General features: G+C 74.2%; 17 protein-coding genes. 6 read left to right on the top strand and 11 right to left on the bottom strand.

The window, feature by feature from the left end:
• Positions 1 to 69: 69 nt before the first annotated feature.
• From ACZ4UB_RS22495 to miaA, 4 genes are all read right to left on the bottom strand, one after another.
• The gene (locus ACZ4UB_RS22495; RefSeq protein ID WP_468072548.1) at positions 70 to 2,193 is read right to left on the bottom strand and encodes a RelA/SpoT family protein; all 2,124 of its coding nucleotides are present in this window, start codon (positions 2,191 to 2,193) and stop codon (positions 70 to 72) included.
• A gap of 140 nt (positions 2,194 to 2,333) precedes the next feature.
• Positions 2,334 to 3,215, bottom strand: coding sequence for a diaminopimelate epimerase (gene dapF, locus ACZ4UB_RS22490; RefSeq protein ID WP_468072546.1), 882 nt, complete (start codon positions 3,213 to 3,215; stop codon positions 2,334 to 2,336).
• A 34-nt stretch (positions 3,216 to 3,249) separates the two neighbouring features.
• The gene (locus ACZ4UB_RS22485) at positions 3,250 to 3,783 is read right to left on the bottom strand and encodes a hypothetical protein (RefSeq protein WP_468072658.1); all 534 of its coding nucleotides are present in this window, start codon (positions 3,781 to 3,783) and stop codon (positions 3,250 to 3,252) included.
• 132 nt (positions 3,784 to 3,915) lie between these two features.
• The gene (gene miaA, locus ACZ4UB_RS22480; protein ID WP_404016303.1) at positions 3,916 to 4,854 is read right to left on the bottom strand and encodes a tRNA (adenosine(37)-N6)-dimethylallyltransferase MiaA; all 939 of its coding nucleotides are present in this window, start codon (positions 4,852 to 4,854) and stop codon (positions 3,916 to 3,918) included.
• 164 nt (positions 4,855 to 5,018) lie between these two features.
• Between miaA and ACZ4UB_RS22475 the strand changes: the two genes are divergently transcribed.
• Positions 5,019 to 5,225: a gliding motility protein gene (locus ACZ4UB_RS22475; protein WP_468072544.1), complete on the top strand. Its 207-nt coding sequence runs from the start codon at positions 5,019 to 5,021 to the stop codon at positions 5,223 to 5,225.
• A 26-nt stretch (positions 5,226 to 5,251) separates the two neighbouring features.
• Entirely contained in the window at positions 5,252 to 5,497 is a 246-nt protein-coding gene (locus ACZ4UB_RS22470; protein ID WP_354381376.1) for an antitoxin, read from the top strand.
• A 138-nt stretch (positions 5,498 to 5,635) separates the two neighbouring features.
• Here the strand turns inward: ACZ4UB_RS22470 and ACZ4UB_RS22465 are convergent, their stop codons facing one another.
• Positions 5,636 to 6,352 (bottom strand): class III extradiol ring-cleavage dioxygenase family protein, encoded by a 717-nt coding sequence (locus ACZ4UB_RS22465; protein WP_354381375.1) that lies wholly within the window; start codon positions 6,350 to 6,352, stop codon positions 5,636 to 5,638.
• A gap of 553 nt (positions 6,353 to 6,905) precedes the next feature.
• Positions 6,906 to 8,399 (bottom strand): tRNA (N6-isopentenyl adenosine(37)-C2)-methylthiotransferase MiaB, encoded by a 1,494-nt coding sequence (miaB, locus tag ACZ4UB_RS22460; protein WP_468072656.1) that lies wholly within the window; start codon positions 8,397 to 8,399, stop codon positions 6,906 to 6,908.
• A gap of 99 nt (positions 8,400 to 8,498) precedes the next feature.
• Between miaB and ACZ4UB_RS22455 the strand changes: the two genes are divergently transcribed.
• Positions 8,499 to 9,494, top strand: coding sequence for a TAXI family TRAP transporter solute-binding subunit (locus tag ACZ4UB_RS22455; RefSeq protein WP_468072542.1), 996 nt, complete (start codon positions 8,499 to 8,501; stop codon positions 9,492 to 9,494).
• A 16-nt stretch (positions 9,495 to 9,510) separates the two neighbouring features.
• On the opposite strand, the gene ACZ4UB_RS22450 is transcribed toward ACZ4UB_RS22455, so the two are convergent.
• The 3 genes from ACZ4UB_RS22450 to ACZ4UB_RS22440 form a co-directional block, all read right to left on the bottom strand.
• Positions 9,511 to 10,440, bottom strand: a complete 930-nt coding sequence (locus ACZ4UB_RS22450; protein ID WP_468072654.1) for an ROK family protein — start codon at positions 10,438 to 10,440, stop codon at positions 9,511 to 9,513.
• A 95-nt stretch (positions 10,441 to 10,535) separates the two neighbouring features.
• Positions 10,536 to 11,573: a LacI family DNA-binding transcriptional regulator gene (locus ACZ4UB_RS22445; RefSeq protein WP_468072540.1), complete on the bottom strand. Its 1,038-nt coding sequence runs from the start codon at positions 11,571 to 11,573 to the stop codon at positions 10,536 to 10,538.
• Positions 11,574 to 11,584: 11 nt separating this feature from the next.
• Positions 11,585 to 15,958: a glycoside hydrolase family 38 N-terminal domain-containing protein gene (locus ACZ4UB_RS22440; protein ID WP_468072538.1), complete on the bottom strand. Its 4,374-nt coding sequence runs from the start codon at positions 15,956 to 15,958 to the stop codon at positions 11,585 to 11,587.
• A 268-nt stretch (positions 15,959 to 16,226) separates the two neighbouring features.
• Here ACZ4UB_RS22440 and ACZ4UB_RS22435 point away from each other — a divergent pair, with 268 nt between their 5' ends.
• Both ACZ4UB_RS22435 and ACZ4UB_RS22430 read left to right on the top strand, forming a co-directional pair.
• Positions 16,227 to 17,540: a glycoside hydrolase 5 family protein gene (locus ACZ4UB_RS22435; protein ID WP_468072536.1), complete on the top strand. Its 1,314-nt coding sequence runs from the start codon at positions 16,227 to 16,229 to the stop codon at positions 17,538 to 17,540.
• A gap of 72 nt (positions 17,541 to 17,612) precedes the next feature.
• Complete coding sequence (locus ACZ4UB_RS22430) at positions 17,613 to 19,763, top strand: endo-beta-N-acetylglucosaminidase (protein ID WP_468072534.1); 2,151 nt, start codon at positions 17,613 to 17,615, stop codon at positions 19,761 to 19,763.
• Between the two features lie 144 nt (positions 19,764 to 19,907).
• Here the strand turns inward: ACZ4UB_RS22430 and ACZ4UB_RS22425 are convergent, their stop codons facing one another.
• Together ACZ4UB_RS22425 and ACZ4UB_RS22420 are read right to left on the bottom strand one after the other, a co-directional pair.
• Complete coding sequence (locus tag ACZ4UB_RS22425; protein ID WP_468072532.1) at positions 19,908 to 21,320, bottom strand: sensor histidine kinase; 1,413 nt, start codon at positions 21,318 to 21,320, stop codon at positions 19,908 to 19,910.
• Between the two features lie 10 nt (positions 21,321 to 21,330).
• Positions 21,331 to 22,047 (bottom strand): response regulator transcription factor, encoded by a 717-nt coding sequence (locus ACZ4UB_RS22420; protein ID WP_468072530.1) that lies wholly within the window; start codon positions 22,045 to 22,047, stop codon positions 21,331 to 21,333.
• 258 nt (positions 22,048 to 22,305) lie between these two features.
• Here ACZ4UB_RS22420 and ACZ4UB_RS22415 point away from each other — a divergent pair, with 258 nt between their 5' ends.
• On the top strand, positions 22,306 to 23,091 hold the full coding sequence (locus tag ACZ4UB_RS22415; RefSeq protein ID WP_468072528.1) for an amino acid ABC transporter ATP-binding protein: 786 nt from the start codon (positions 22,306 to 22,308) through the stop codon (positions 23,089 to 23,091).
• Positions 23,092 to 23,158: the final 67 nt, after the last annotated feature.

Genomic DNA, 23,158 nt, shown 5'->3' with positions numbered 1-23,158 from the left:
CGAACGGCCCCTCGGCCCCCTCGCCCCTCCTCGCTCGCCCTCCTCGCCGGCGCACCGCCCGCGGCCGCGCTACACGCGGCTCACGTCGTAGACCCCCGGCACGTCCCGCATCGCCCGCATCAGCCCCGGCAGCCCGGTCGCGTCGCGCAGGTGCAGGGTGTAGGTGTGCCGGACGCGCTGTTCGATGGGGGCTTCGACGGTGGCCGAGATGACTTCGACGCCCTCGTGGGCGATGGCCTCGGTCAGGTCGGCCAGCAGGTGCGGTCGCCCGAACGATTCGGCGAGCAGCGTCACCCGGCAGTCGGCGGTGGCCCGCCAGTGCACGGCGACCGAGGTCCGACCGACGGAGCGCATCTGTTCGACGGCCGGGCAGGCGATCCGGTGGACGGTGACGGCCCCGCCCCGGACGACGAAGCCGGCCACCGAGTCGGGCGGCACCGGCGTGCAGCACCCCGCGAGCCGGACGGGCGCGTCCGGCAGATCGGCGACGGCGTTGCGCCCGCCGGGTCGCAGGCTGACCATCGGCAGCGGTGCCCGGGGCGGGGCGGTGGGCGGTTTGACGGCGGCGGGATGGGACTGGAGCCAGGTGCTGATGGCGATCCGGGCGGCCGGGGTACGGGCGTGGTCGAGCCAGTCGGCGGCGGGCCCGGAGGAGGCGTCGTGCGCGAGCAGGAGCTGCACGGTGTCCGCGTCGGCCAGCCGGGTGGCCAGGGAGGTGAGGCGCCCGTTCACGCGGGCGCCGATACAGCCGTGCGCGGCCTCGCCGTACTGGGCGTAGGCCGCGTCGATACAGGTGGCCCCGGCCGGCAGGCTGATGGTGCCGTCGGCTCCCCCGCCGTCGGCCCGGAAGACGGTGATCTCGCGGTCCTGGGCCAACTCGGCGCGCAGCGAGCTCCAGAAGGTGTCGGGGTCGGGTGCGGACTGCTGCCAGTCGAGCAGTCGGGAGAGCCAGCCGGGTCGGGTGGGGTCGACGCGCTCCTCCTCGCCCTCGCCCTCGGCCGCGGCGCCCGGGGCCCCCGGCAGGACCGGCGCGCTCGCGGCCGCTCCCTCGCCGAACATGTACGGATTGCCGAGGGCGACGACTCCGGCCTCGGCGACCCGGTGCATCTGGTGGGTGCGGACGATGACCTCGGCGACGTTGCCCCCGGGGGTGGCGATGGCGGTGTGCAGGGACTGGTAGAGGTTGAACTTGGGTACCGCGATGAAGTCCTTGAACTCGGAGACGATCGGGGTGAAGCAGGTGTGCAACTCCCCCAGCACGCCGTAGCAGTCGGCGTTCTCGGCGACGAGGACGAGGAGGCGGCCGAAGTCGGAGCCGCGCGGTTCGCCGCGGGTGAGGGAGATCCGGTGGACGGAGACGAAGTGGCGGGGGCGGATGTGCACCTCGGCCTGGATGCCGGAGTCGCGCAGGACCGCCCGGACGGAGTCGGCGATGCCGGGGAGCGGGTCCCGCTCGCCCGCGTGGGCGGCGATGAGGGCGCGGGTGCGCTCGTACTCCTCGGGGTGGAGGATCGCGAAGACGAGGTCTTCCAGCTCGGTCTTGAGGGCCTGTACGCCGAGCCGCTCGGCCAGCGGGATGAGGACGTCCCGGGTGACCTTGGCGATGCGGACCTGCTTCTCCGGGCGCATCACGCCGAGGGTGCGCATGTTGTGCAGCCGGTCGGCAAGTTTGATGGACATGACGCGGACGTCGTTGCCGGTGGCGACGAGCATCTTGCGGAAGGTCTCCGGTTCGGCCGCGGCGCCGTAGTCGATCCGCTCGACCTTGGTGACGCCGTCGACGATGAAGCAGACCTCGTCGCCGAACTCCTGGCGGACCTGATCGAGGGTCACCTCGGTGTCCTCGACGGTGTCGTGGAGGAGCGAGGCCGTCAAGGTCGTGGTCTCGGCGCCCAGTTCGGCCAGGATCAGGGTGACGGCGAGGGGGTGGGTGATGTAGGGCTCGCCGCTCTTGCGCATCTGGCCGCGGTGCGAGCTCTCGGCCAGCATGTAGGCCCGGCGCAGCACGGAGAGGTCGGCGTCCGGGTGGTGGGCGCGGTGGGCTTCGGCGACGTGACCGATGGCGTCGGGGAGCCGGTCCCGGGACGTCGGCCCCAGCAGGGCAGCGCGTCCCAGTCGGAGCAGATCGAGCCGGGTCCGGCCACGTCTGCGGAACTCGGGTCGTGCGTCGGGGTTCGTGGCCTCTGCACTCATGGGCACCTCCGGCGGCTTCGACCGGCGGTGGTGGGCATGGGGTGAGCCCTCAGGGCCGGTGCCTGATGCTACCGACCCCACCACGTGGCGCAGTCCAGCTCTCGCACAGCGTGAAATGGATCACCCATTAGAGGGAACCTCTAGCCGAAAGCCGTTTCGGTGAGCCAGGCCGGATCGAACTCGCCCGCGGCCACGATGACGGCGGGTCCGGTCATGTCCACCGCGCCGTCGGGGTGTTCGGTGATGAGCAGGGTGCCACCGGGCAGGTCGACCGTGTACGTGACCGGCTCGCCGGTGACGGCCGGGTCGGCGCCGTCGCGGCGGGCGGTGGCCACGGCGACCGCGCAGGCGCCGGTGCCGCAGGAGCGGGTCTCGCCGGAGCCGCGCTCGTGGACGCGCATGGCGACGTGCCGGGGGCCGCGGTCGACGACGAACTCGACGTTGACACCCGTCGGGTAGGCGGACGCCGGGCCGAAGGCGGGGGCGGTGAACAGATTCCCGGCGTCGTCGAGGGAATCAACGAAGGCGACGGCGTGCGGGTTCCCCATGTTCACGTTGCGCGCGGGCCAGCTCTTCGGGCCGACCGTGACGGTGACCTCCCCCTCGGGGAGCGCCGCGCGGCCCATCGAGACGGTGACGGCGCCGTCCTTGTGGAGGTGGACGTGCTTGACGCCGCCGCGGGTGGCGACGGCGAGGTCGCCCGCCTCGACGTGGCCGGCGTGCTGGAGGTAGCGGGCGAAGACGCGGACGCCGTTGCCGCACATCTCCGCGATGGAGCCGTCCCCGTTGCGGTAGTCCATGAACCACTCGGCCTCGTCGGCCATCGACCGCGCCTCGGGGTGCGCGGCGGAGCGCACCACGTGCAGCACCCCGTCGCCGCCCATCCCGGCGCGACGGTCACAGAGCCGGGCCACGGCCGTGGGGGGCAGGTCGATGGCGTTGTCCGGGTCCGGGACGATCACGAAGTCGTTCTCGGTCCCGTGGCCCTTGAGGAACGCCAGCGGCGCGGTGGAGGTGGTCACCTCCACATCGTACAAACCCGCGCCGCCCAGGACGTCAGCGGAGCCGGGCCACGCGCAGGACGGCCAGCGCGACCAGGCCGAGGACGACCAGCGCGTAGAGGGCGGCGATGCGCCAGTTCGGGCGGCGGCCGGAGCCGCGGGCCGGGAGCCCCGGCCAGGTGTAGCCGACGCGGCGGGCGGCCATCATGCCCCAGCCCCCGGCGCAGGAGCTGATGAGCAGGCCGAGCATGGCGACGACGGCGCCGCCGTCGCCGAACTCGAAGGCGAGGGGGAAGGCGAACATCAGGGATCCGGCGGCGGCCAGCATCACGATGGGCGCGATCTGCCAGATCCGCAGGCGGCGCTGCGGGCGCAGTTCGACCTCGAACTCGGGGGCCTGCGCGGCCGCGGCGTCGGCCGCGTCCAGGCCGCCGTCCAGTGCGGACAGGCCCACCAGCGCGTCGGGGCCGTCCGGGCCGTCGGGAGTCAGCCGGACGGGTTCGGCGGGCAGGCCGAGTCCGTCAGGAAGGACCGGATCCGTTTCCTGCCGGTCGCGCTCCCGCCCGGTGTCTCGAGGGCCGGCCTCCATCGCCACGCGCCCTCCCCACTCGGACTTCGTACGTTGTCGATCACCGCCGGTGTCGACACCGGCCGGAGTTTGATGATGGCACGGCCCCGGGCCCCGAACAGGCGCCCGGAGCGTCCCGATGCCATCACGTGATCAGGCTGTGACCGCCCGTTCGACCAACGACTGCGCGAGTCCGGGGAGTTCCGCCCGGTCCAGGGCAGCTCCGCTGAGCCAGTGGACCCGTGGGTCCCGGCGGAACCAGGAGTCCTGGCGGCGGGCGAACCGCTTCGTGGCGCGGACCGTTTCGGCCTTGGCCTCCGCTTCGGTGCAGCGGCCCGCCAGCGCGTCGAGCACCTGCTGGTAGCCGAGCGCCCGGGAGGCGGTGATCCCCTCGCGCAGCCCCTGGGCCTCCAGTGCCCGCACCTCCTCGACCAGGCCGTCCTCCCACATCCGGTCCACGCGCAGGGTGATCCGCTCGTCCAGCTCGGGCCGGGCCACGTCCACCCCGATCTGCACGGTGTCGTAGACGGACTCGTGGCCGGGCAGGTTCGCCGTGTACGGGCGCCCGGTGATCTCGATGACCTCCAGTGCCCGGACGATCCGTCGGCCGTTGCTCGGCAGGATCGCGAGGGCGGCGGCCGGGTCGGCGGCGGCGAGGCGGGCGTGCAGGGCGCCGGGGCCCCGCAGGGTGGCCTCTTCCTCCAGCCGGGCCCGGACCTCCGGGTCGGTCCCGGGGAACTCCATCGCGTCGAGGGCTCCGCGGACGTACAGCCCGGAACCGCCGACGAGGACGGGGGTGCGCCCTTCGGCGAGCAGCCGGTCGATCTCGATGCGCGCGAGGCGCTGGTACTCGGCCACGCTGGCCGTTTCCGTCACGTCCCAGACGTCCAGGAGCCGGTGGACGACTCCACCGCGCTCCTCGGTCGTCAGTTTGGCGGTCCCGATGTCCATCCCACGGTAGAGCTGCATGGAGTCGGCGTTGACGACTTCTCCGTCGTAGCGACGGGCCAGGGCGACGCCCAGATCGGACTTTCCGGCTGCCGTGGGGCCGACGACGGCGATGACCCGCGGTGCGGGGGCTGGGCTCTTCACCGTCCCAGTCTCGCAAACCCCGAGGCATGTACCCGATCGAGCTACGTGACGGGCCGGGTACGGGGTCGTTGCCCTGGCGAGGTTCCGGCCCGGCGCACGACCGGCGGTGGCCGGTCCGGCCAAGGCGGAACTTCACCCGCACGAGTAACGTTATGGGAGTAGACATGGGCGTTTTTGATCGGTTTCGCCGGAAGGCCACGGAGCCTACCGAGGAGGTCGTCGAGTCGGCCGCCGCGGTGGAAGCCGAGGTGACCGACGAGGTCCCCCAGGCCGAGACGGAGACCGCCGCGCCGGAGGGCGTGGAGATCCCCAAGCAGCAGTGCGCGGAGGAAGCCGCGGACAGCGAGGCCGGTGAGGGCGCCCGTACGTAGGAGCTACTGCCACTGGAAGGTGTCCCATGGGCCTGCTGGACAATTTGAAGGCCAAGCTCGCGCCGGCCAAGGACAAGCTGGGTGACCTCGCGCAACAGCACGAGGGAAAGATCGGCGACGGCCTGGACAAGGTCGCCAAGGTCGTGGACTCCAAGACCAAGGGCAAGTACAGCGACCAGATCAGCTCGGGCACGGGCAAGGCGAAGGACGCCCTGGGCAAGGTCGCGCACAAGGACAGCCCCGGCGGGCCGACACCGCCGGCGTCTGCTTGACGTGATCCCGAGAAGGGGCGCGGGGTTTCCCCCGCGCCCCTTCTTCGCGTTTTCCGTGCCGGGCCCGGGGTGATGTCCGTCAGGTCGGGGCGCGCGACCCGTTCGGCCCAGTGGGCGGCGACGGGCCCCGGGGCCGGGCTAGGACCAGGCGGCGACGAAGTAGCCGACGCCGTAGGGGGCGTCCTCGTACAGCAGACGGCCTTCGAGGCCCGCGCCCTCGGCGGCGCCGGCGAGCACCTGCCAGGGGGCGCGGCCGGCCGCCTTCAGCTCGGCGGCGAGATCCGCGTCCAGGGCGGTCAGCGCGGGCAGGTCGGCGGCGCCGAGTGCCGCGGCGGCGGTCTCGTCGAAGGCCGCGGCGCGCTCGTCCAGGTAGCCGGGGGCCTTGAGGGTCCGGCAGGCGCTGCCGTCGCCCATGACGAGCAGGGCGACCCGCTCGGCGCGGGCGGCGAGCTCGCGGCCCGTCTCCAGGCAGCGGGCGGTGGTCAGCGGCTCTTCGACGCCCAGGCCCTCCACCGGGGCGCCGGACCAGGCCGTGTGGTCGAGCAGCCAGGCGGCGACGGCGAGGGACGTGGGGAGCGGGGGGCCGGACGGCGGGTCGGTCGGGGGCTCGCCCAGTCGTACCTCGACGTCGACGCCGAAGCCGTGGAAGCCGCCGCGGGTGCCCTGCGGGTACGGGCCCCCCTCGCCGGGGTCGGCGGACCCGACCACGACCAGGCGGTCGGGGCGGGCGGCGGCGAGCACCGCGAGGGCGTCGGAGCAGGCGGTGCGGGCGTCGGCGAGTTCACCGGCGGCTCCGGCGGCCACCGGGGGCACGAGGAGGGGCGGGGCGGGGCAGACGGCTGCGGCTACGAGCATGGCGGCAGCCTAGTCGCCGGGGGCGGCGGGGGGTCGGGCCCGGGGCCCGGTCCCGGGGGCGCGGTTCGGGCCCCGGTGGCCCAGATGCCTCCGGCGGCGCCTCAAACGCCGGCGGGGCTGGAACGGGCTCGGCCAGGGGCTCCGGGGCGCCCGCAGGAACGGGGCCCGCGCGCCTCGAACGGCGGCGGGGCCGGATCGGGCCCGGCCAGGGGCTCTGGTGACGCTCCGCTCGTCGGCCTCCGGCGGCGCCTCGAACGCCGGCGGGGCTGGAACGGGCCCGGCCAGGGGCTCCGGGGCGCCCGCAGGAACGGGGCCCGTGCGCCTCGAACGCCGGCGGGGCTGGATCCGGCCCGGCCAGGGGCTCCGGGGTGCCTGCGGCCGCCTCGAACGCCGGCGGGGCTGGATCCGGCCCGGCCAGGGGCTCCGGGGTGCCTGCGGCCGCCTCGAACGCCGGCGGGGCTGGATCCGGCCCGGCCAAGGCCTCTGGGGTGCCTGCGGCTGCCTCGAACGCCGGCGGGGCTGGAACGGGCCCCGCCGGGGGGCTCTGGGGCGGTCAGGGGGTGGGGGCCGCGCAGGCTGTGGGGGTCGGGGGGAGGGGGGTGGGGACGCCCAGGGTGGGGATGCCCAGCATGACGCCGGTGGGCTGGGGCGGAGCGGCGTTGCGCTTCTCCCACGCGTCGCCCGCCCGGGTGCGGCGGACCGACAGCGTCGGGCCCTCCGCCAGGAGGTGGTGCGGGGCGGCGTAGGTGATGTCCACCGTCACCACGTCACCGGGGCGGACCTCCTGGTCCGGCTTGGTGAAGTGGACCAGGCGGTTGTCGGGGGCGCGCCCGGACAGCCGGTGCGTGGCGCCGTCCTTACGGCCCTCGCCCTCCGCGACCATGACCTCCAGGGTCCGGCCGACCTGCTTCTTGTTCTCCTCCCAGGAGATCTCCTCCTGGAGTGCCACGAGCCGCATGTAGCGCTCCTGGACGACCTCCTTGGGGATCTGCCCCTCCATGTCGGCCGCCGGGGTACCGGGCCGCTTGGAGTACTGGAAGGTGAAGGCGTTCGCGAAGCGGGCCTCGCGCACGGCGTGCATCGTCTGCTGGAAGTCCTCCTCGGTCTCGCCGGGGAAGCCCACGATGATGTCCGTGGAGATGGCCGCGTGCGGGATCGCGGCGCGCACCTTGTCGATGATGCCGAGGAAGCGGTCCTGCCGGTACGAGCGGCGCATCGCCTTGAGGATCGCGTCCGAACCGGACTGCATCGGCATGTGCAGCTGCGGCATCACGTTCGGGGTCTCGGCCATCGCCGCGATCACGTCGTCGGTGAAGTCGCGCGGGTGCGGCGAGGTGAAGCGGACCCGCTCCAGGCCCTCGATCTGGCCACAGGCGCGCAGCAGCTTCGAGAAGGCCTCGCGGTCGCCCATGCCGGAGCCGTAGGCGTTGACGTTCTGGCCGAGCAGCGTGATCTCGGAGACGCCCTCGGCGACCAGGGCCTCGACCTCGGCGAGGATGTCGCCGGGACGGCGGTCCTCCTCCTTGCCGCGCAGCGCCGGGACGATGCAGAAGGTGCAGGTGTTGTTGCAGCCGACGGAGATCGACACCCAGGCCGCGTACGCGGACTCGCGCCGGGTCGGCAGCGTCGAGGGGAACGCCTCCAGCGATTCGGCGATCTCGACCTGCGCCTCCTCCTGGATCCGGGCGCGCTCCAGCAGCACCGGCAGCTTGCCGATGTTGTGCGTGCCGAACACCACGTCGACCCAGGGGGCCCGCTGGACGATGGTGTCGCGGTCCTTCTGGGCGAGGCAGCCGCCGACGGCGATCTGCATGCCGGGGCGCTTGGTCTTCATGGGCGCGAGGCGGCCGAGGTTGCCGTACAGCTTGTTGTCGGCGTTCTCACGGACGGCGCAGGTGTTGAAGACCACGACGTCCGCGTCGCCGTCGCACCCCTCGGGCGCGCGAACGTAGCCCGCGTCCTCCAGCAGGCCCGAGAGCCGTTCGGAATCGTGCACGTTCATCTGGCACCCGTACGTGCGCACCTCGTACGTGCCCTTGGCTTCCATGACGTCCACTGCTCCACCCGGCTCCACGCTGCTCATGTGACAAGGGTAGGCGGTCGGCGCGCCGTGACAGGACGCCGGTCGGCTGGCAGGATCGCGGCCATGCCCCTCGCACTGGACCAGATCGGCAGGCGCCGCGCCGTGCGGGGCCTGGTGGCCGTGCTGGCCGTGCTCGGGGTGCTGCTCTGGTGGCTGTGGCCCTTCGGGAAGGCGGAGCTGCGGGGGACCCTGGTCTTCAGCACGGGCGTGCGCACGGGGGTCTACCAGCGCTACGGGGAGCTGCTCCAGCAGGCGCTGTCGACCGACGTGCCGGGGGTCGACGTACGCCTGGTGACCAGCGAGGGGTCCCAGCAGAACCTGGAGCGGGTGGCGGCCGGCCAGGCGGACTTCACGGTGGCGACGGCGGACGCGGTGGCCAAGTACAAGCGCGACGGGAAGCCGGGGGCGGAGCACCTGCGCGGGGTCGCGCGGCTCTACGACGACTACGTGCAGCTGGTGGTCCCGGCGGTCTCCAAGATCCAGTCGACGAAGGACCTGCGGGGCAAGCGGGTCGCGGTCGGCCAGCCCGGTTCCGGGGTCCGGCTGATCTCCGACCGGATGCTGGCGGCGGCCAAGCTGGATCCGGCACGGGACCTCACGGCCGTGCCGATCGGCATCGACACGATGCCGGTCGAGCTGGAGGCCGGGCGGATCGACGCGTTCTTCTGGTCGGGCGGGCTGCCGACCAGTGCCGTGCGGGGGCTGTCGGAGCGCTTCGAGATCCGGCTGGTGCCGCTCGGCGACCTGGTGCCGGAGCTGCAGAAGGGCGGCAGCCCGACGCACTACTACCGGGCGGCGGTCATGCCGCAGGACGCTTACTCGCGGGCCCGCAACACCTCGGCGGTGGCGACCCTGGCGGTGCCGAACCTCCTGGTCACCACGGACCGGACCGGGGCGGAGCTGACCGAGCAGTTCACCCGGACCGTGATCCTCAGCCGGGACCGGATCGGCCACGAGGTGCACGCGGCGCAGCTCGTGGACCTGCGCACGGCGATCTACACGGAACCGCTGGAGCTGCACGAGGGCGCCCGCCGGTACTACCGGTCGGTCAAGCCGTAGCGCGCGGGCCCCGCCTTCAGGTGCGGGTCGGCAGGAGCATCGTCGCCGAGGCTGCCGCGCCGATGAGGCCCGCGTGGGTGCCGAGGGTGGCCGGGACGACCTGGAGGCCCTGGACGAAGGACAGGGTCGCGTACGAGGCCAGGTGGGCGCGGATCGGGCCGAAGAGGGTGTCCCCCGCGGCCGCGACGCCGCCCCCGATGACCACGATGTCCGTCTCGACGAGGGTCGCGGTGGCCGCGATGGCGGCGGCCAGGGCGCGGCCCGCGCGGTCGAAGGCGGCCAGGGCGACGGGATCGCCCGCCGCGGCGGCCGCGGCGACGCCCGCGGCCGTGCGGTCGCCCCCGGGGGCGGGGGTCCATCCCCGTTCCAGGGCCCGGCGCGCGATGGCGGTGCCGGAGGCGAGGGATTCCACGCAGCCGCGGCCGCCGCAGGCGCACGGTTCGCCGTCGAAGGCGACGCTGATGTGGCCGATGTGACCGGCGTTGCCGGTGGGGCCGGGGTGGAGCTGGTTGTTCAGGATCAGTCCGCCGCCCACGCCCGTGGACACGACCATGCACAGGGCGTTCGCGTGCCCGCGGGCGGCGCCCAGCCAGTGTTCGGCGGCCGTCATGGCCACGCCGTCGCCCGCGAGGACGGTCGGCAGGTCGGCCCCGTGCCGGGCCAGCTCGGCGACGACCCGGTCCAGGACCGGGAACCCCCGCCACGCGCCGATGTTCACCGGGCTGACGGTGCCCCGCGAGGTGTCCACCGGTCCCGCGCTGCCGATCCCGCACCGCACCGCCGAGGACCACAGCGGGGAGGTGGCGAGCTCGGCGACCACCTCGGCCACCGCCGCCATCACGGCCTCGCCGTCGGTTCCGCCCGGGGTCGGCCGCCGGGTGGTCGCGGTCATCGTGCCGTCGGCGTGCACCAGGGCGCCGGCGATCTTCGTCCCGCCGATGTCGATGGCGACGGTCGGCCCGGCGGCCTGGGCGGCCGCGAGGCGGGGCGCGGGGAAGGCTGACGTGGGAGTGGTCACGGGAGGCTCCTGGGGTTCGTACGTCAGTATGCCGCCGTTGGCGGGGCCGTACTCTCGCGGGGCTCCAACCTGGGCTGTTCCCCCTGGCGGGCGCGCGGCGGCCCGCCCGCGAGGACGGCGAGGAGTTCCTCGGCGGCGAGCCGGCCGAATCCCGCGGTGTCCCGCACCAGGGCGGTCAGCCGGGGATGGGTGACCCGGCACAGCGCCGAGTCCTCCCAGGCGACCACCGAGAGCCGTCCGGGGACGGCGATCCCGGCCTCGGCCGCGACGGCGAGCCCGGCGACCGCCATCACGTCGTTGTCGTAGACGAGGGCGGTCGGCGGGAGCGGTCCGCGCAGCACGCGCCGGGTGGCCTCGGCGCCCTGCGCGTCGGAGTAGTCGGTGGTGATCGAGGAGACCTCGGCCTCGGTGAGCCCGCGCCGGTCGGCCTCGGCGCGCAGCGAGGCGATCCGGCGGGCGGTGTGGGCGAGGCCGGGCAGTCCGGCGACGTGCGTGATCCGGCGGTGCCCGAGGTCGTGCAGGTGGTCGAGGATCCGGGCCATGGCCCCCGCGTCGTCGGCCCACACCGAGGAGAGCACCGCGGGCCCCGGGCCGCCCGGCGCGCCGACCGTGACGGCGGGCAGGCCCAGCCCGTCGAGGAGCCGGGGGCGCGGGTCGTCCGTCCGCGGGTCGACGACGAGCACCCCGTCCACGCGCCGCTCGGCCCACCAGCGGCGGTAGAGGGCGCATTCGGCGTCGAGGTCGTCGACCACCTGGAAGAGCAGGGCGGTGCGCTCGGCCGCCAGGACCTCCTGTATCCCGGCCACCAGCTGGAGGAAGAACGATTCGACGCCGAGGGTGTGCGCCGGGCGGGCGAGGACCAGGCCGACGGCGCCGGAACGCTCGCCGGACAGGGCGCGGGCCGCGATGTTGGGCTGCCAGCCCAGCTCCTCGGCGACGCGCCGGATCCGGGCCCGGGTGTCCTGGGAGACGCCCGGACGGTCGTTGAGCGCGAAGGACACGGCGCTTTCGGAGACTCCGGCCTGGCGGGCGATGTCCTTGATGGTGGGTCTGCGGGCCATGGCCTGCCTCTTCATCCTTCGGGTACGTGTGCTGCGCGTGTCGCCTGCCGCGGCCGCGGCGCGGGGGCCGCGCCGGACACGTGGAGGGCGATGGCCGGACCGTACGCGATCCTGCCCTGACACACCGCCTTGACCACGGCCCAGTACGTCCCCGGCGCGGTGCCGGGCGGCGGGTGGACCTCGAATTCCAGCTCGGCCGGCGCCCCGTCGGGCACGTGCAGGGGCAGCGAGGCGGGGCCGATCAGCCGCCGGGTGCCGTGCGGCGACGCCAGGTACGCCCGTCCCGTCAGCGGGGACCGCGTGCCGGTGCTCCCGATCGTGGCCCGTACGACGGCCCGCGCGCCCGCGGTGACCGCCACCTCGGCGTCGGGGGCGGCCACCCACAGCCCGGCCGGGGTCTCGCCGCCGGGCACGGTCACGGTCAGCACGTCCTCGAAGCGGCCCGCCGGGGTGTGGGCGACGACCCGGACCAGGTGGTCACCGGGGGCGGGCGCCGGACCGGGTGCGACGGCCAGCGTCCGCCGCACGTGCCCGCCGTCGGGCAGCTCGGCGTCGTGGACCCGCCAGGCCGTCCACCACCCCTCGGGCGGGTGGACCTCCAGGCGCACCCGGCCGCCCGCGCCGTGGGCGGCGAGCGTGACCCGGGCTTCGCGCGGGGCGCCGTCGACGGTGACGGTGTAGGGGGCGTCGCCGAGCGGGGCCGTGCCCGTGTTGTGCAGCCAGTAGCGGCTGAACACCGGCTGGTGGGGCTCCTCCTCCCCGGCCCGCTCCGGGCGCGGGGAGCGGACCGGGAGCAGGACGGTGGTGGTCGCGCCGCCGCGGATCCGGTCGGGGAAGGGGCCGAGGGGACGGCCGAGGAGGTCGGCTTCGACGGGGCGATCGGCGGGGCGATCGGTGAGGCGATCGGCGAGGAGGCGCACGGGGGTCGGGCGGCCGTGGGTCTCGCGCAGCCGCACGGCGAGGTCGCCCCGGCCGGGGGGCCGTTGGACGGTTTCGACGAGGACGCGGTCGGCGGGTTCCACGGCGAGGAGGGAGCGGGCGGGCGGGTTGGGGCCCGCGCCGGGCGCGGCGACGACTGCGGTGAGCGGTTTGTTGAACGCGCGTCCCCTGCGCACCAGATCGGCCGCCCGCCAGTCGCCCTCGGCGGCGACCAGGGCGTGTTCGAAGACGTGGGTCCAGTGCTGGAGCTGGAAGGAGCTGCCGTCGGGGGCGGTGCGCCGGGGCGGGTCCATCCAGGCGCCGCTGGGGCGGCCGGTGCAGGAGCGCATGAGGGAGCCGTGCAGGCGGCCCGCGGTGTCGACGGCGAAGCCGGGGGTGCCCCGGCCGAGCAGCGCGACCGTGCGGTCCTCGAAGGCGGTGTGTTCGGCGGCGCCCTCGGCCGGGAGCGGGTGGTGGGCGTCGATCCGGCCGGCCTCGGCGAGGGCGTGGGCGAGGTCGCCGGCGCCCCCGGTGACCACCAGGACGGGCAGGTCGCGCAGGCCGGTCAGGTCGCAGCCGGGCCGCCACACCTCGCGCAGCGCGGCCCGGGCCGGGACCCACACGACGGGATGGTCGCGGACGGCCTCGGCGTACGCGCCGTCGCAGGCGGCCAGGACCTGAGCGGTGAAGGAGTTCTCCGCGGGTCCGCCGAGGGCGATCCGGACGTCGGGGAGGCTGCTGTCGACGGCCAGGTCCCCCCATCGCGGCCCGCGCGGCCGGGTCGGGGTGGCCGTGACCCCGTGCCGCCCGAGGGCGGTGACCAGCTCGCGCAGCCGCGCGGGAGCGCCCGCGTCGGGCAGCACGATCTCGGCCGCGCCGAGCGCCCGCCGTCCGGCCGGGTTGCCGTCGGGCCCGGTCAGTGCCGCGCGGAGGGCGCAGGACAGCGCGAACCAGTTCAGGCAGGGGCTGTCCAGGGTCCAGGGGGCCCGGGTGTGGTCGGCCCCGGTGTCGGCCGCGGGGAAGGCGAAGCCGCGGCCGACGGCCGAGGCCGCGGTCTCCGCGACCGGGAGGGCGCCGGGCACGTCGGCGGGGACGCGCAGCCGCACCAACTGGTCGCTCCCCTCGAACGCGTCGACCCGGGTGGTGAGTTCCACCCGGTCGAGGCCGTCCCAGAGGGTGGTGGTGCGGGTCCAGCGCAGCGGTCCGGTCCGGCCGGTGGCCACGATCCGCGCGCCGAGCGGACCCCGCTCGGCGTGGCAGGTCAGGGCGGGCTCGGCGGCGGAACCGATACCGGGGCCGCGGGGCAACAGGTGCCAGGGGCCCTCCTCGAAGTAGGGGTGCTGGGCGTACTCGTCCTGGACGACCAGCTCGTCGACCTGGCCCTCCGCGAGCAGTTCGCGTCCCGTGCGGCGGTCGAGCAGGCGGGCCAGGCCGCCGCCGCGCCCGGGGTCGGCCTCGGCGCGGAAGGCCCCGTTCTCGATGACGTGTCCGGCTACGGGCGCCCAGCCGCCGGAACGGGCCGGGCCGCCGGTGCCGGGGGCGGGGGCGGCGCTGAGCCACCAGGTGCGGTGGCCGAGCGGTGGCACGTCCGCGGCGAGGAAGACCAGCTCGGCGGTCCCGTCGGCGACGGCCTCCAGGTGCACGGGGGCGCGGTGGCCCTCGTCATCGCACACGGTGATCCGGCACGGGTCGACGCCGACCCCCTCGGATCCGACCCCCTCGGATCCGGCCCCCTCGGATCCGGGGCCGGCGGGTCCGAGGGCGGCGAGGTCCACGGTGGCGCGGACGAGGTCGGTCCGGGTCCAGGACAGCGGGTTGTGCACGGTGACGGCGAGGGGAGCGCGCGGCAGGTCCCGGGCGTGGTGGGAGGCGGGGGCGCGGGTGTCGGCGGCGTCGGTCAGGACCCGCAGGGCCTGCGCCCGTACCCCCTCGGCGAGGTCATGGGCCTCGCGCCAGGTGGGCAGCAGGTCCAGGTAGACCTGGTCCGAGAAGGTTCCGGTGACGGCGTCGTGATGCGCGGCATGGAGGATGTGACGCCAGGCCTTGTCGAGGGTCTGGCGCGGGTAGTCGGCGAGGCCTTCGGCGCAGGCCAGAGCGACGAAGGTCTCGGCTTCCTCGACGAGGTTCTCGGCAGCCCTGTGAGCCTGCTTCACATCGGCGTAGGTGACGTCCTTGCCGGTGTAGACGGGTCCCATCTCACGGGTGACGGGAAGCGGTTCCTCGCCGCGCGCGGCGAGTTCGGCACGCACGGCCTCGAAATGGGCGCGCGGGCCGGAGTGTTCCATGCGCGGCCAGCAGTAGCGGCGGTTCCAGGCGTGCTGGACGTCCAGGCCCCAGCGGTGCGGCCAGGAGAAGTCGGTGCCCATGGGGATGAGGACGTTGCGGGTCGCGGCGCTCTGGCGCAGCAGCTCGTAGAGGTCCAGCAGCTGCTCGGCGGCGCTCTCCGCGTCGGGTGCGCTCTGGGAGGACCAGCCCGCCGAGTAGTGCGCGGGCAGGTAGTGCAGCAGCAGCCCTTCACCGCTGGGCGCGATCCACTCGTACTCGGCGGGCAGTTGCATGGCGGTGGGGGGCCGCAGCGGGGCGCCCCAGGTGTCCATCATCGGCCCCCACTGGTGGTGGGGCCCGCGGGCGAGGACGGCCGAGTCCAGGCCCGCGCCCGCCATCAGGGCGGGGAAGGACGGGTCGTGGCCGAAGACGTCCAACTGCCAGGCGGTGCGCGGGTCGGCGCCGAGGGTGCCGCGGTGCAGGGCCAGCCCGTGAACGGCGCTGCGGACGGTGGATTCGGCCGAGGTGAGGTTGGTGCTGGGCTCGTTGTAGGTGCCGCCGACGATCTCCACGCGCCCTGCGGCGATCAGGCCGAGCAGCTCGGCCCGGTCCTCCGGGTGGCTGTCCCACCAGGGCTTGAGGTAGTCGACCTCGGAGAGCACGAAGGTGTACGCGGGGTCCTCGCGGGCCTGTTGGAGGTGCAGCGGGACGAGGGTGAAGGCCGGGACCCCGATGTACTCCCAGCCGGGCACGGGGGCGCCGGGCGCCGTCGGCGCGTCCCACAGGGCGGTGTAGGCGGCCTGGGTGTTCCACCACATGGGGTCGTAGTGGAAGTGCGGGACCAGGCGCACGGTCCAGCCGGGTTCGGCGACGGCCAGGGGGAAGGGGTGCTCGGCGAGCGGGCGGCCGTCGGCGGTGGTCACCCTGACCGTCGCGGGCAGCCGGTCGCCGGGGGCGGCCCCGGGCGTACGGACGGCCACCTCGACGGTGGATTCCACCGGCCCCCCGGTGTCGGCGCGCACGATCCGCGGGTGCGGGGTGGTGACGCCGGGGCCGTGCACCCCGACGTACAGCGGCCCGGCCGGCCGGGCCCGACGGATCCTGACGCGGATCACCTGGCACGGGTCGGCGGACGCTCCGGTGAAGAGGGCCGGGGTGGTGACGGATGTGACCGTGATACCGCTGTCCCTACCGCTGTCCATATTCCGCACACTTCCTTGTGGGACCATTGACAAGCTCGAACTAAAGCGCATTAGTCGCATCAGCTTCACTCGTGACGACCCGCCTGTCAACGGGACTGAAGCGCATAAGTAGGCGATTCCCAAAGGTCAGGGACTTTGCACCGCCGATGACGGGACGTTCGCGGTTATGGGCCCTGTTGACTTTCCCCCGCGGAGGGCGGCAGCGTGGGGCGCCGGGGGGAATTCCCGCACCCCGCGACGCCCCGGTTCCTCCGACTCCAGGACACTCATGCACCGCGCTGCCGTCCCCGTCCCCCTCGTCTCCGCCCCCGTCGCTCCGGCCCCGGGCGGTCGCCCGCGCGGCCTCCGGTTCGGCGCGAACTACACCCCGACCCGCGGGTGGTTCCACCACTGGCTGGACTTCGACCTCGACGAGGTGAAGGCCGACCTCGACTCCCTCGCGGCCCTCGGCCTCGACCACGTCCGGGTCTTCCCGCTGTGGCCGCTCTTCCAGCCGAACCGGACCCTGATCCGGCCGCGCGCGGTGGAGCAGCTCGTCGAGCTGGCGGACGCGGCGGGCGAGCGCGGCCTCGACGTCGCGGTGGACGGCCTCCAGGGCCACCTGTCGAGCTTCGACTTCCTGCCCGCGTGGACGCGGACCTGGCACCGGCGCAACATCTTCGACGACCCGGAGGTCGTCGCCGGGCAGGAGGAGTACCTGCGCACGCTCGCCGCCGCCCTCGCCGACCGACCGCACTTCCTCGGCATGACGGTGGGCAACGAGATCAACCAGTTCTCCGACGACCCGCACCCCGATCCGGACCGGATCACCCGGGAGCAGGCGGACCGCTGGCTGGAGCGGATGCTGGCGGCCTGCGAGCGCGGGGCGCCGGGGAAGTTCCACCTGCACGCCGAATACGACGCGGCCTGGTACCAGGACGGGCACCCCTTCACCGTGGCGCAGGCCGCCCGGCTCGGCGCGGCCACCGCCGTCCACTCCTGGGTGTTCAACGGCACCGCCCAGCGCCACGGCCGCACCGGAGCGGCGACCGAACACCACGCGGCCTACATGATCGAGATGTCGAAGGCCTGGGCGACGCATCCGCACCGCCCGGTCTGGCTCCAGGAGGTGGGCGCCCCCGCCCCGCTGATCCTGCCCGCGCACGCCGCGGCCTTCACCGAGGCCACCGTGGCCAACGCCCTGGACTGCCCGGACCTCTGGGGCGTGACCTGGTGGTGCTCGCACGACGTGAGCCGCGAGCTCGCCGACTTCCCGGAGCTGGAGTACGGCCTCGGCCTGCTCACCAACGACCGCACCACCAAGCCCGCGGGCGAGTCCGTCGCGCGGATCGCCAAGGAGTGGCGGGGCCGCGAGCACCGCCCGCCGGTACGGTCCACCGCGCTGGTGGCCGACGTCGGCGGGGCGCTGGCCGCACCCCGGCGCTCGGTGTGCGCGCCCGGCGGCGCGTTCTTCGAGGCCTGGGCCGTGCTGGCCGCCCGGGGCGTGCGCCCCGCCGTGGTGCTGGCCGACCACGCCGAGGACCGGGCCCACCTGGCCGCGCGCGGGATCACCGAGGTGCTCCACGTCTCCGACGTCCACTGACCGCACCACCCGCACGGCACGGAACCACCCGCACAGCACCGCCCCATCCCCTCCCCTCTCTGAGGAGACCTCATGTCCGAGACCGACCACGCCGTCGACGCTCGTTCCGGTGCCCCCGACCCCCTCCCCGGCCCCGACGCCGCTCCCGGTTCCCTCCGTCCCACCCGGCGCGGGCTGCTGCTCGCGGGCGCCGGGGCCGGGGCCGGTGCGCTGCTGGGCGTGTCCGGCCCGGGAGCGGTCGCCTCCGCGGCCACCCGGGCGCCGCTCGCCGCTCCGGGGGACCAGGCCCCGTACGCCTCGTACTGGTTCCCGGACTCGCTGCCGGCGGGGAGCCCCGGGGCCGGGATCGTGTGGCGCTCGCTGAAGCAGTGGCGGCCCGAGACCGACCCCGACCTCGCCCACAACACCGCGACCGTGCCGCTGGCCGCGCGGTTCACGCCGGTGGCCGCCAACACGACGGCGCGGGCCGGGCAGGCCCGGATCTCCTCGCTGGTCTCCTTCGGGCCGACGGCCGGGAACCCCTCGCAGGGCAGCGCCAGCGCCGACTACTACGCGCTCACGCACTGGGCGTACCTCGATGAACTGGTCTTCTGGGGCGGCTCCTCGGGCGAGGGCATCGTGCTCGCCCCCAACGCTCCGGTCGTCGACGCCGCGCACCGCAACGGCGTCCGTGTGCTGGGCAACGTCTTCCTGCCGCCCGTCGCCTACGGCGGGGACCTGCGCTGGACCCGCGACCTGGTGCAGCAGGACTCCCTCGGCCGCTACCCGATCGCGGAGAAGCTGGCGGAGGTGGCGGCGACGTACGGCTTCGACGGCTGGTTCGTGAACGCCGAGACCGACGGCGGCGACAGCGAACTCGCCACGCGGATGCGGGGGTTCCTGCGCGCGCTGCGCGCGGCCGGGGAGCCCAAGGGCCTGCGGATCACCTGGTACGACGCGATGAACAGCACCGGCCGGGTCGGCTGGCGGGGCGCCCTCGACCAGCTCAACCAGGAGTTCTTCGAGGACCGCCAGGGCAAGGTCTGCGACACCCTGTTCGTCGACTTCCGCTGGAGCGCGGCCTCGTTGGCCTCCTCCGGCGCCCTCGCCGGGCAGCTCGGGCGCGGGCGCTACGAGCTGTGGGCGGGCGTCGACGTCGAGTCGGCGGGCTGGAACGCGGATCCCGGGTGGGACGCGATCGTGCCGCGCGGGCGCGACCACGTCGTCAGCTACGGCTTCTACCGGCCCGAGTGGACCCGCAACCACCTCACCGACCGCTCCCCCGGCGCCTTCCACGCCGCCGACGACCGGTTCTGGACCGGCGAGTCCCTCGACCCCTCCCGGCCGGCGACGGGCAGTGCCTGGCGGGCTCCGGCCACCGTGGTCGCCGATCGCTCCACGGTCACCGCCCTGCCCTTCGCCACCACCTTCAACACCGGTCACGGTCTGCGCTGGTACGAGAACGGCGCGGTCACCTCACCGACCCCCTGGAACCACCTCGGGCTCCAGGACCGGCTGCCGGGCCGCCGCTGGGTCGTGCGGAGCAGCGGGACGCGGCCCACCGTGACCCTCGACTTCGCGGACGCCTGGCGGGGCGGCTCCAGTCTGCTGGTCGCGGGGACGCTGGGCGCTGCGGCCACCGTCGGCCTGCACGCGACGCGGCTGCCGCTGACCGGCGCGAGCGTGCTGGAGCTGGTGTACCGCGACGAGGCGGGCGCGGTGGACGTGGAGGTCGGGGTGGCCGTCCGCGAACCGTCGAAGCCGGGCGCGGCCGTCCCGTACACCTGGCTGAAGGCGCGCGCGCCCGGCAGCGGGCAGGGCTGGCGGACCGCCCGGGTGCCGTTGTCCGCGCTGGCCGGGAAGACGGCGTACGGCCTGGCGGTGCGACTGACCCGGATCGGTGGTGGCGCGGTGCGCTGGCGGCTCGGTTCCCTCGCGGTGGCCGACGGGCCCGAGCGGCCGGCCGCGCCGGGCGGAGCGCGGGTGGACGCGGCGGCCCGGGAGGCCGCGTCGGCCTCGCTGCGGCTGTCCTGGCAGCGGGCGCCGGGCGCGGTGCGCCACTACGAGCTGTACCGGGTGCTGGCGGACGGGACCCGGCGCTTCCTCGCCGGCACCTGCGGTACGGCCTTGTACGTGCCGGGGCTGGAGCGCGCCGGTCAGGAGGCGCGGACCGCCTTCGAGGTGCGGGCGGTGGGCGAGCTGTTCACGGTCTCGGAGCCGGCCGGGACCGCCTACACCTGGTGACACCGCCACCCGGCCGCGCCACCGACGTCACCCGCGTCACCCGCGTCGTCCGCGTGATCCGCGTGATCCGCGTGAACCGCGTGAACCGCGTGAACCGCGTGAACCGCGTGAACCGCGTGAACCGCGTGAACCGCGTATCGCGCGTCAGCCCGCGTGCGGTCCGGTGCGCGGCACCGTGACGGTGACGCGCAGCCCGTGGGGCGGGTTCGTCTCGTACGAGAGGGACCCGCCTCCCGCGGCGAGCAGGGCCCGGGAGATCGACAGGCCGAGCCCCGAGCCCTTGATGTTCTGGTGGCGGCCGCTGCGCCAGAACCGGTCGCCGACCCGGGCCAGCTCCTCCTCGGTGAGGCCGGGCCCCCGGTCGGCGACGCTGACGAGGACCGAGCGCCCCTCGGCGTTCACCGACACCCGCACCTCCTCGCCGGCGGGCGTGAACTTGAGGGCGTTGTCGATGACCGCGTCGAGGGCGCTGGACAGGGCGATGGGGTCGGCCCAGCCGGTGACGGCGGTGCGGCCCTCCTCCGTCAGCCGGACCCCCTTCTCCTCGGCGAGCGGGCGCCAGGCGGCGACGCGCTCGCCGGTCAGCTCGCCGATGTCGGTGAGGCTGATCTCGGCGGAGGTGTGCTCGGCCAGCGCCAGGTCCAGCAGGTCGTCCAGGACCTGGGTCAGGCGCTTGCCCTCGGTGCGCACCGAGGCGATCTCGGCATTGCCCTCGGGAAGTTCGAGGGCGAGCAGCTCGATGCGCAGGAGCAGCGCGGCGAGCGGATTGCGCAGTTGGTGGGAGGCGTCCGCGACGAACGCCCGCTGCTGCTCCAGCACCTCTTCGACGTTGTCGGCCATCTCGTTGAACGATCGGGCCAGGCGGCGCAGTTCCGGCGGTCCGCCGCCGGCGGCGACGCGCGAGTTCATCCGCCCGGTGGCGATCCCGTGGGCGGCCGCGTCCAGGGTCCGTACGGGCTTGAGCACCCAGCTGGTGAGCCGTAGCGCCGCCCCGAAGGCGACGAGCATGGCGGCGGCCAGTCCCCCGATGATGAAGAGCCAGCCGCGCAGGGTGCTGGCGCGCATCCGATCGGTGGGTGATTCGGTGACGACGACGGCGACGACGTCGCCGTCGAGCACCACCGGGGAGGCCACGAGCAGCTTCCCGCCGCGCTGCCAGGGCCAGACCTGGGCGGGGTCGTGGCTGCGCCGGCCGGCGAGGGCCTCCTCGAAGGCGCGCCGGCCCTCGCCGGTCTCGGGGAGCTGCCACCAGCCGGGGGCGCGGGCCATGGCGTTGTCGTCGCGGTAGAAGATGCCGACGCGGATCCCGTACAGCCCTTGGTAGCGGGCGAGTTCGAGCTGGAGGGTCTCCCGGCGGTCGTCGGCGCCCGTGTCCCCGGACCCCTCGGAGTCGATGACGAACTGGGCGAGGGCGGCGAAGCGGGCGCTGTCGTCGATCCGGTCGACGACCACCCGCTGCTGCTGCGCGGCGGCCAGGCTCACCGCGAGCGGGAAGCCGAGGGCGAGCAGGGTGCCCGCCATCAGGACGACGAGCAGGGGCAGCAGCCGGGTGCGCACGGTCGGTCCGTTAGGGGGCGGGCGGAGCGACGAGCCGGTAGCCCACCCCGCGGACGGTTTCGATGAGCGCGGGCATCGCGAGCTTGGAGCGGAGCGAGGCGACGTGCACTTCGAGGGTGCGCCCGGTGCCTTCCCAGCTGGTGCGCCAGACCTCGCTGATGATCTGTTCGCGCCGGAAGACCACGCCGGGGCGCTGCGCGAGGAGGGCGAGCAGGTCGAACTCCTTGCGGGTGAGCGGTACGTCGGCGTCGTCCACGCGGACGCGCCGGGTGGGCAGCTCGATGCTGACGCGGCCGAAGCGGACGACGGCGGGGGAGCCGGCGGGCGCCGCCGAGCCGTCCTCGGAGGCGCCGGTGCGGCGGGCCACGGCGTGGATCCGGGCGAGCAGCTCGCCGGTGTCGTAGGGCTTGGTGACGTAGTCGTCGGCGCCCATGTTGAGGCCGTGGATGCGCGAGCGGACGTCGGCCCGCGCGGTCACCATGATCACGGGGGTGGTGGTGCGCTTGCGGATCTTGCCGCAGACCTCGTAGCCGTCCTGGTCGGGCAGGCCGAGGTCGAGCAGGATCACCCCGTAGGGAGTGACCCCGGCGGCGGGGCCCGCGGGCAGCAGGGCCTGGAGGGCCTCTTCGCCGTTGCGGGCGTGGGTGACCTTGAAACCGTGGCGGGCGAGGATCGCGGACAGGGCGGCGGCGACGTGGTCGTCGTCCTCGACGAGCAGCAGTCTCATGCGTCCCCCTTTCCTCATCTCGCCATGTGGGCAAACATGGCCACCATGCATCCACGCCGATGCGGGAGCCCACGTCAAGGGCGTTCCGGTTCGGGGCGCCTTCCGTTATGCACCCGGTACGGGCACGCGCCGACCGTACACGGAGCGTGGCGGGGCGAGGCCGTATCGTTATCCTCAATTCTCGCTCAGATGTGATGACGGTGTGCTCATTGCCTCATTACTGTCCTCCCCAACCGAGGTGGACGGAGCAAGAAGCCGATGAGCGGAGTATCAGTGACCGATGGCACGCAGGACGCGGCGACCACCGCGGACAGCCTGGTCGTACTGAGCAACGTCAACAAGCACTTCGGCGCGCTGCACGTGCTTCAAGACATCGATCTGAGCATTGCCCGTGGCGAAGTCGTCGTGGTGATCGGCCCCTCGGGGTCGGGCAAGTCCACGCTGTGCCGGACGATCAACCGGCTGGAGACCATCGATTCGGGCACCATCACGCTCGACGGCCGTCCGCTGCCCGCCGAGGGCAAGGAGCTGGCCCGGCTGCGCGCCGACGTCGGCATGGTGTTCCAGTCGTTCAATCTCTTCGCGCACAAGACGGTGCTGGAGAACGTGATGCTGGGCCAGCTCAAGGTCCGCAAGACGGACCGGGCGGCGGCCGAGGAGAAGGCGCGCGCCCTGCTGGACCGGGTGGGCGTCGGCACGCAGGCCGACAAGTACCCGGCGCAGCTGTCCGGCGGCCAGCAGCAGCGCGTCGCGATCGCCCGCGCGCTGGCGATGGGCCCGAAGGTGATGCTCTTCGACGAGCCGACCTCCGCGCTCGACCCGGAGATGATCAACGAGGTGCTGGAGGTCATGCAGCAGCTCGCCAGCGAAGGCATGACGATGGTCGTCGTCACGCACGAGATGGGCTTCGCCCGCTCTGCGGCCAACCGGGTGGTCTTCATGGCGGACGGAAAGATCGTCGAAGAGGCCACGCCCGACCAGTTCTTCAGCAATCCGCGCAGCGACCGCGCCAAGGACTTCCTGTCGAAGATCCTGCACCACTGACGCCTTCGTCTGGTAGTGATCCGGTCGACGGGGAAACATCGTCGCCCGTCGTACAACAACGTCTCAT

Source organism: Streptomyces sp. NPDC028419 (assembly GCF_055565515.1).
The sequence above is the reverse complement of the archived record's forward strand: the minus strand, read 5'-3'. Positions and strand labels throughout refer to the sequence as shown.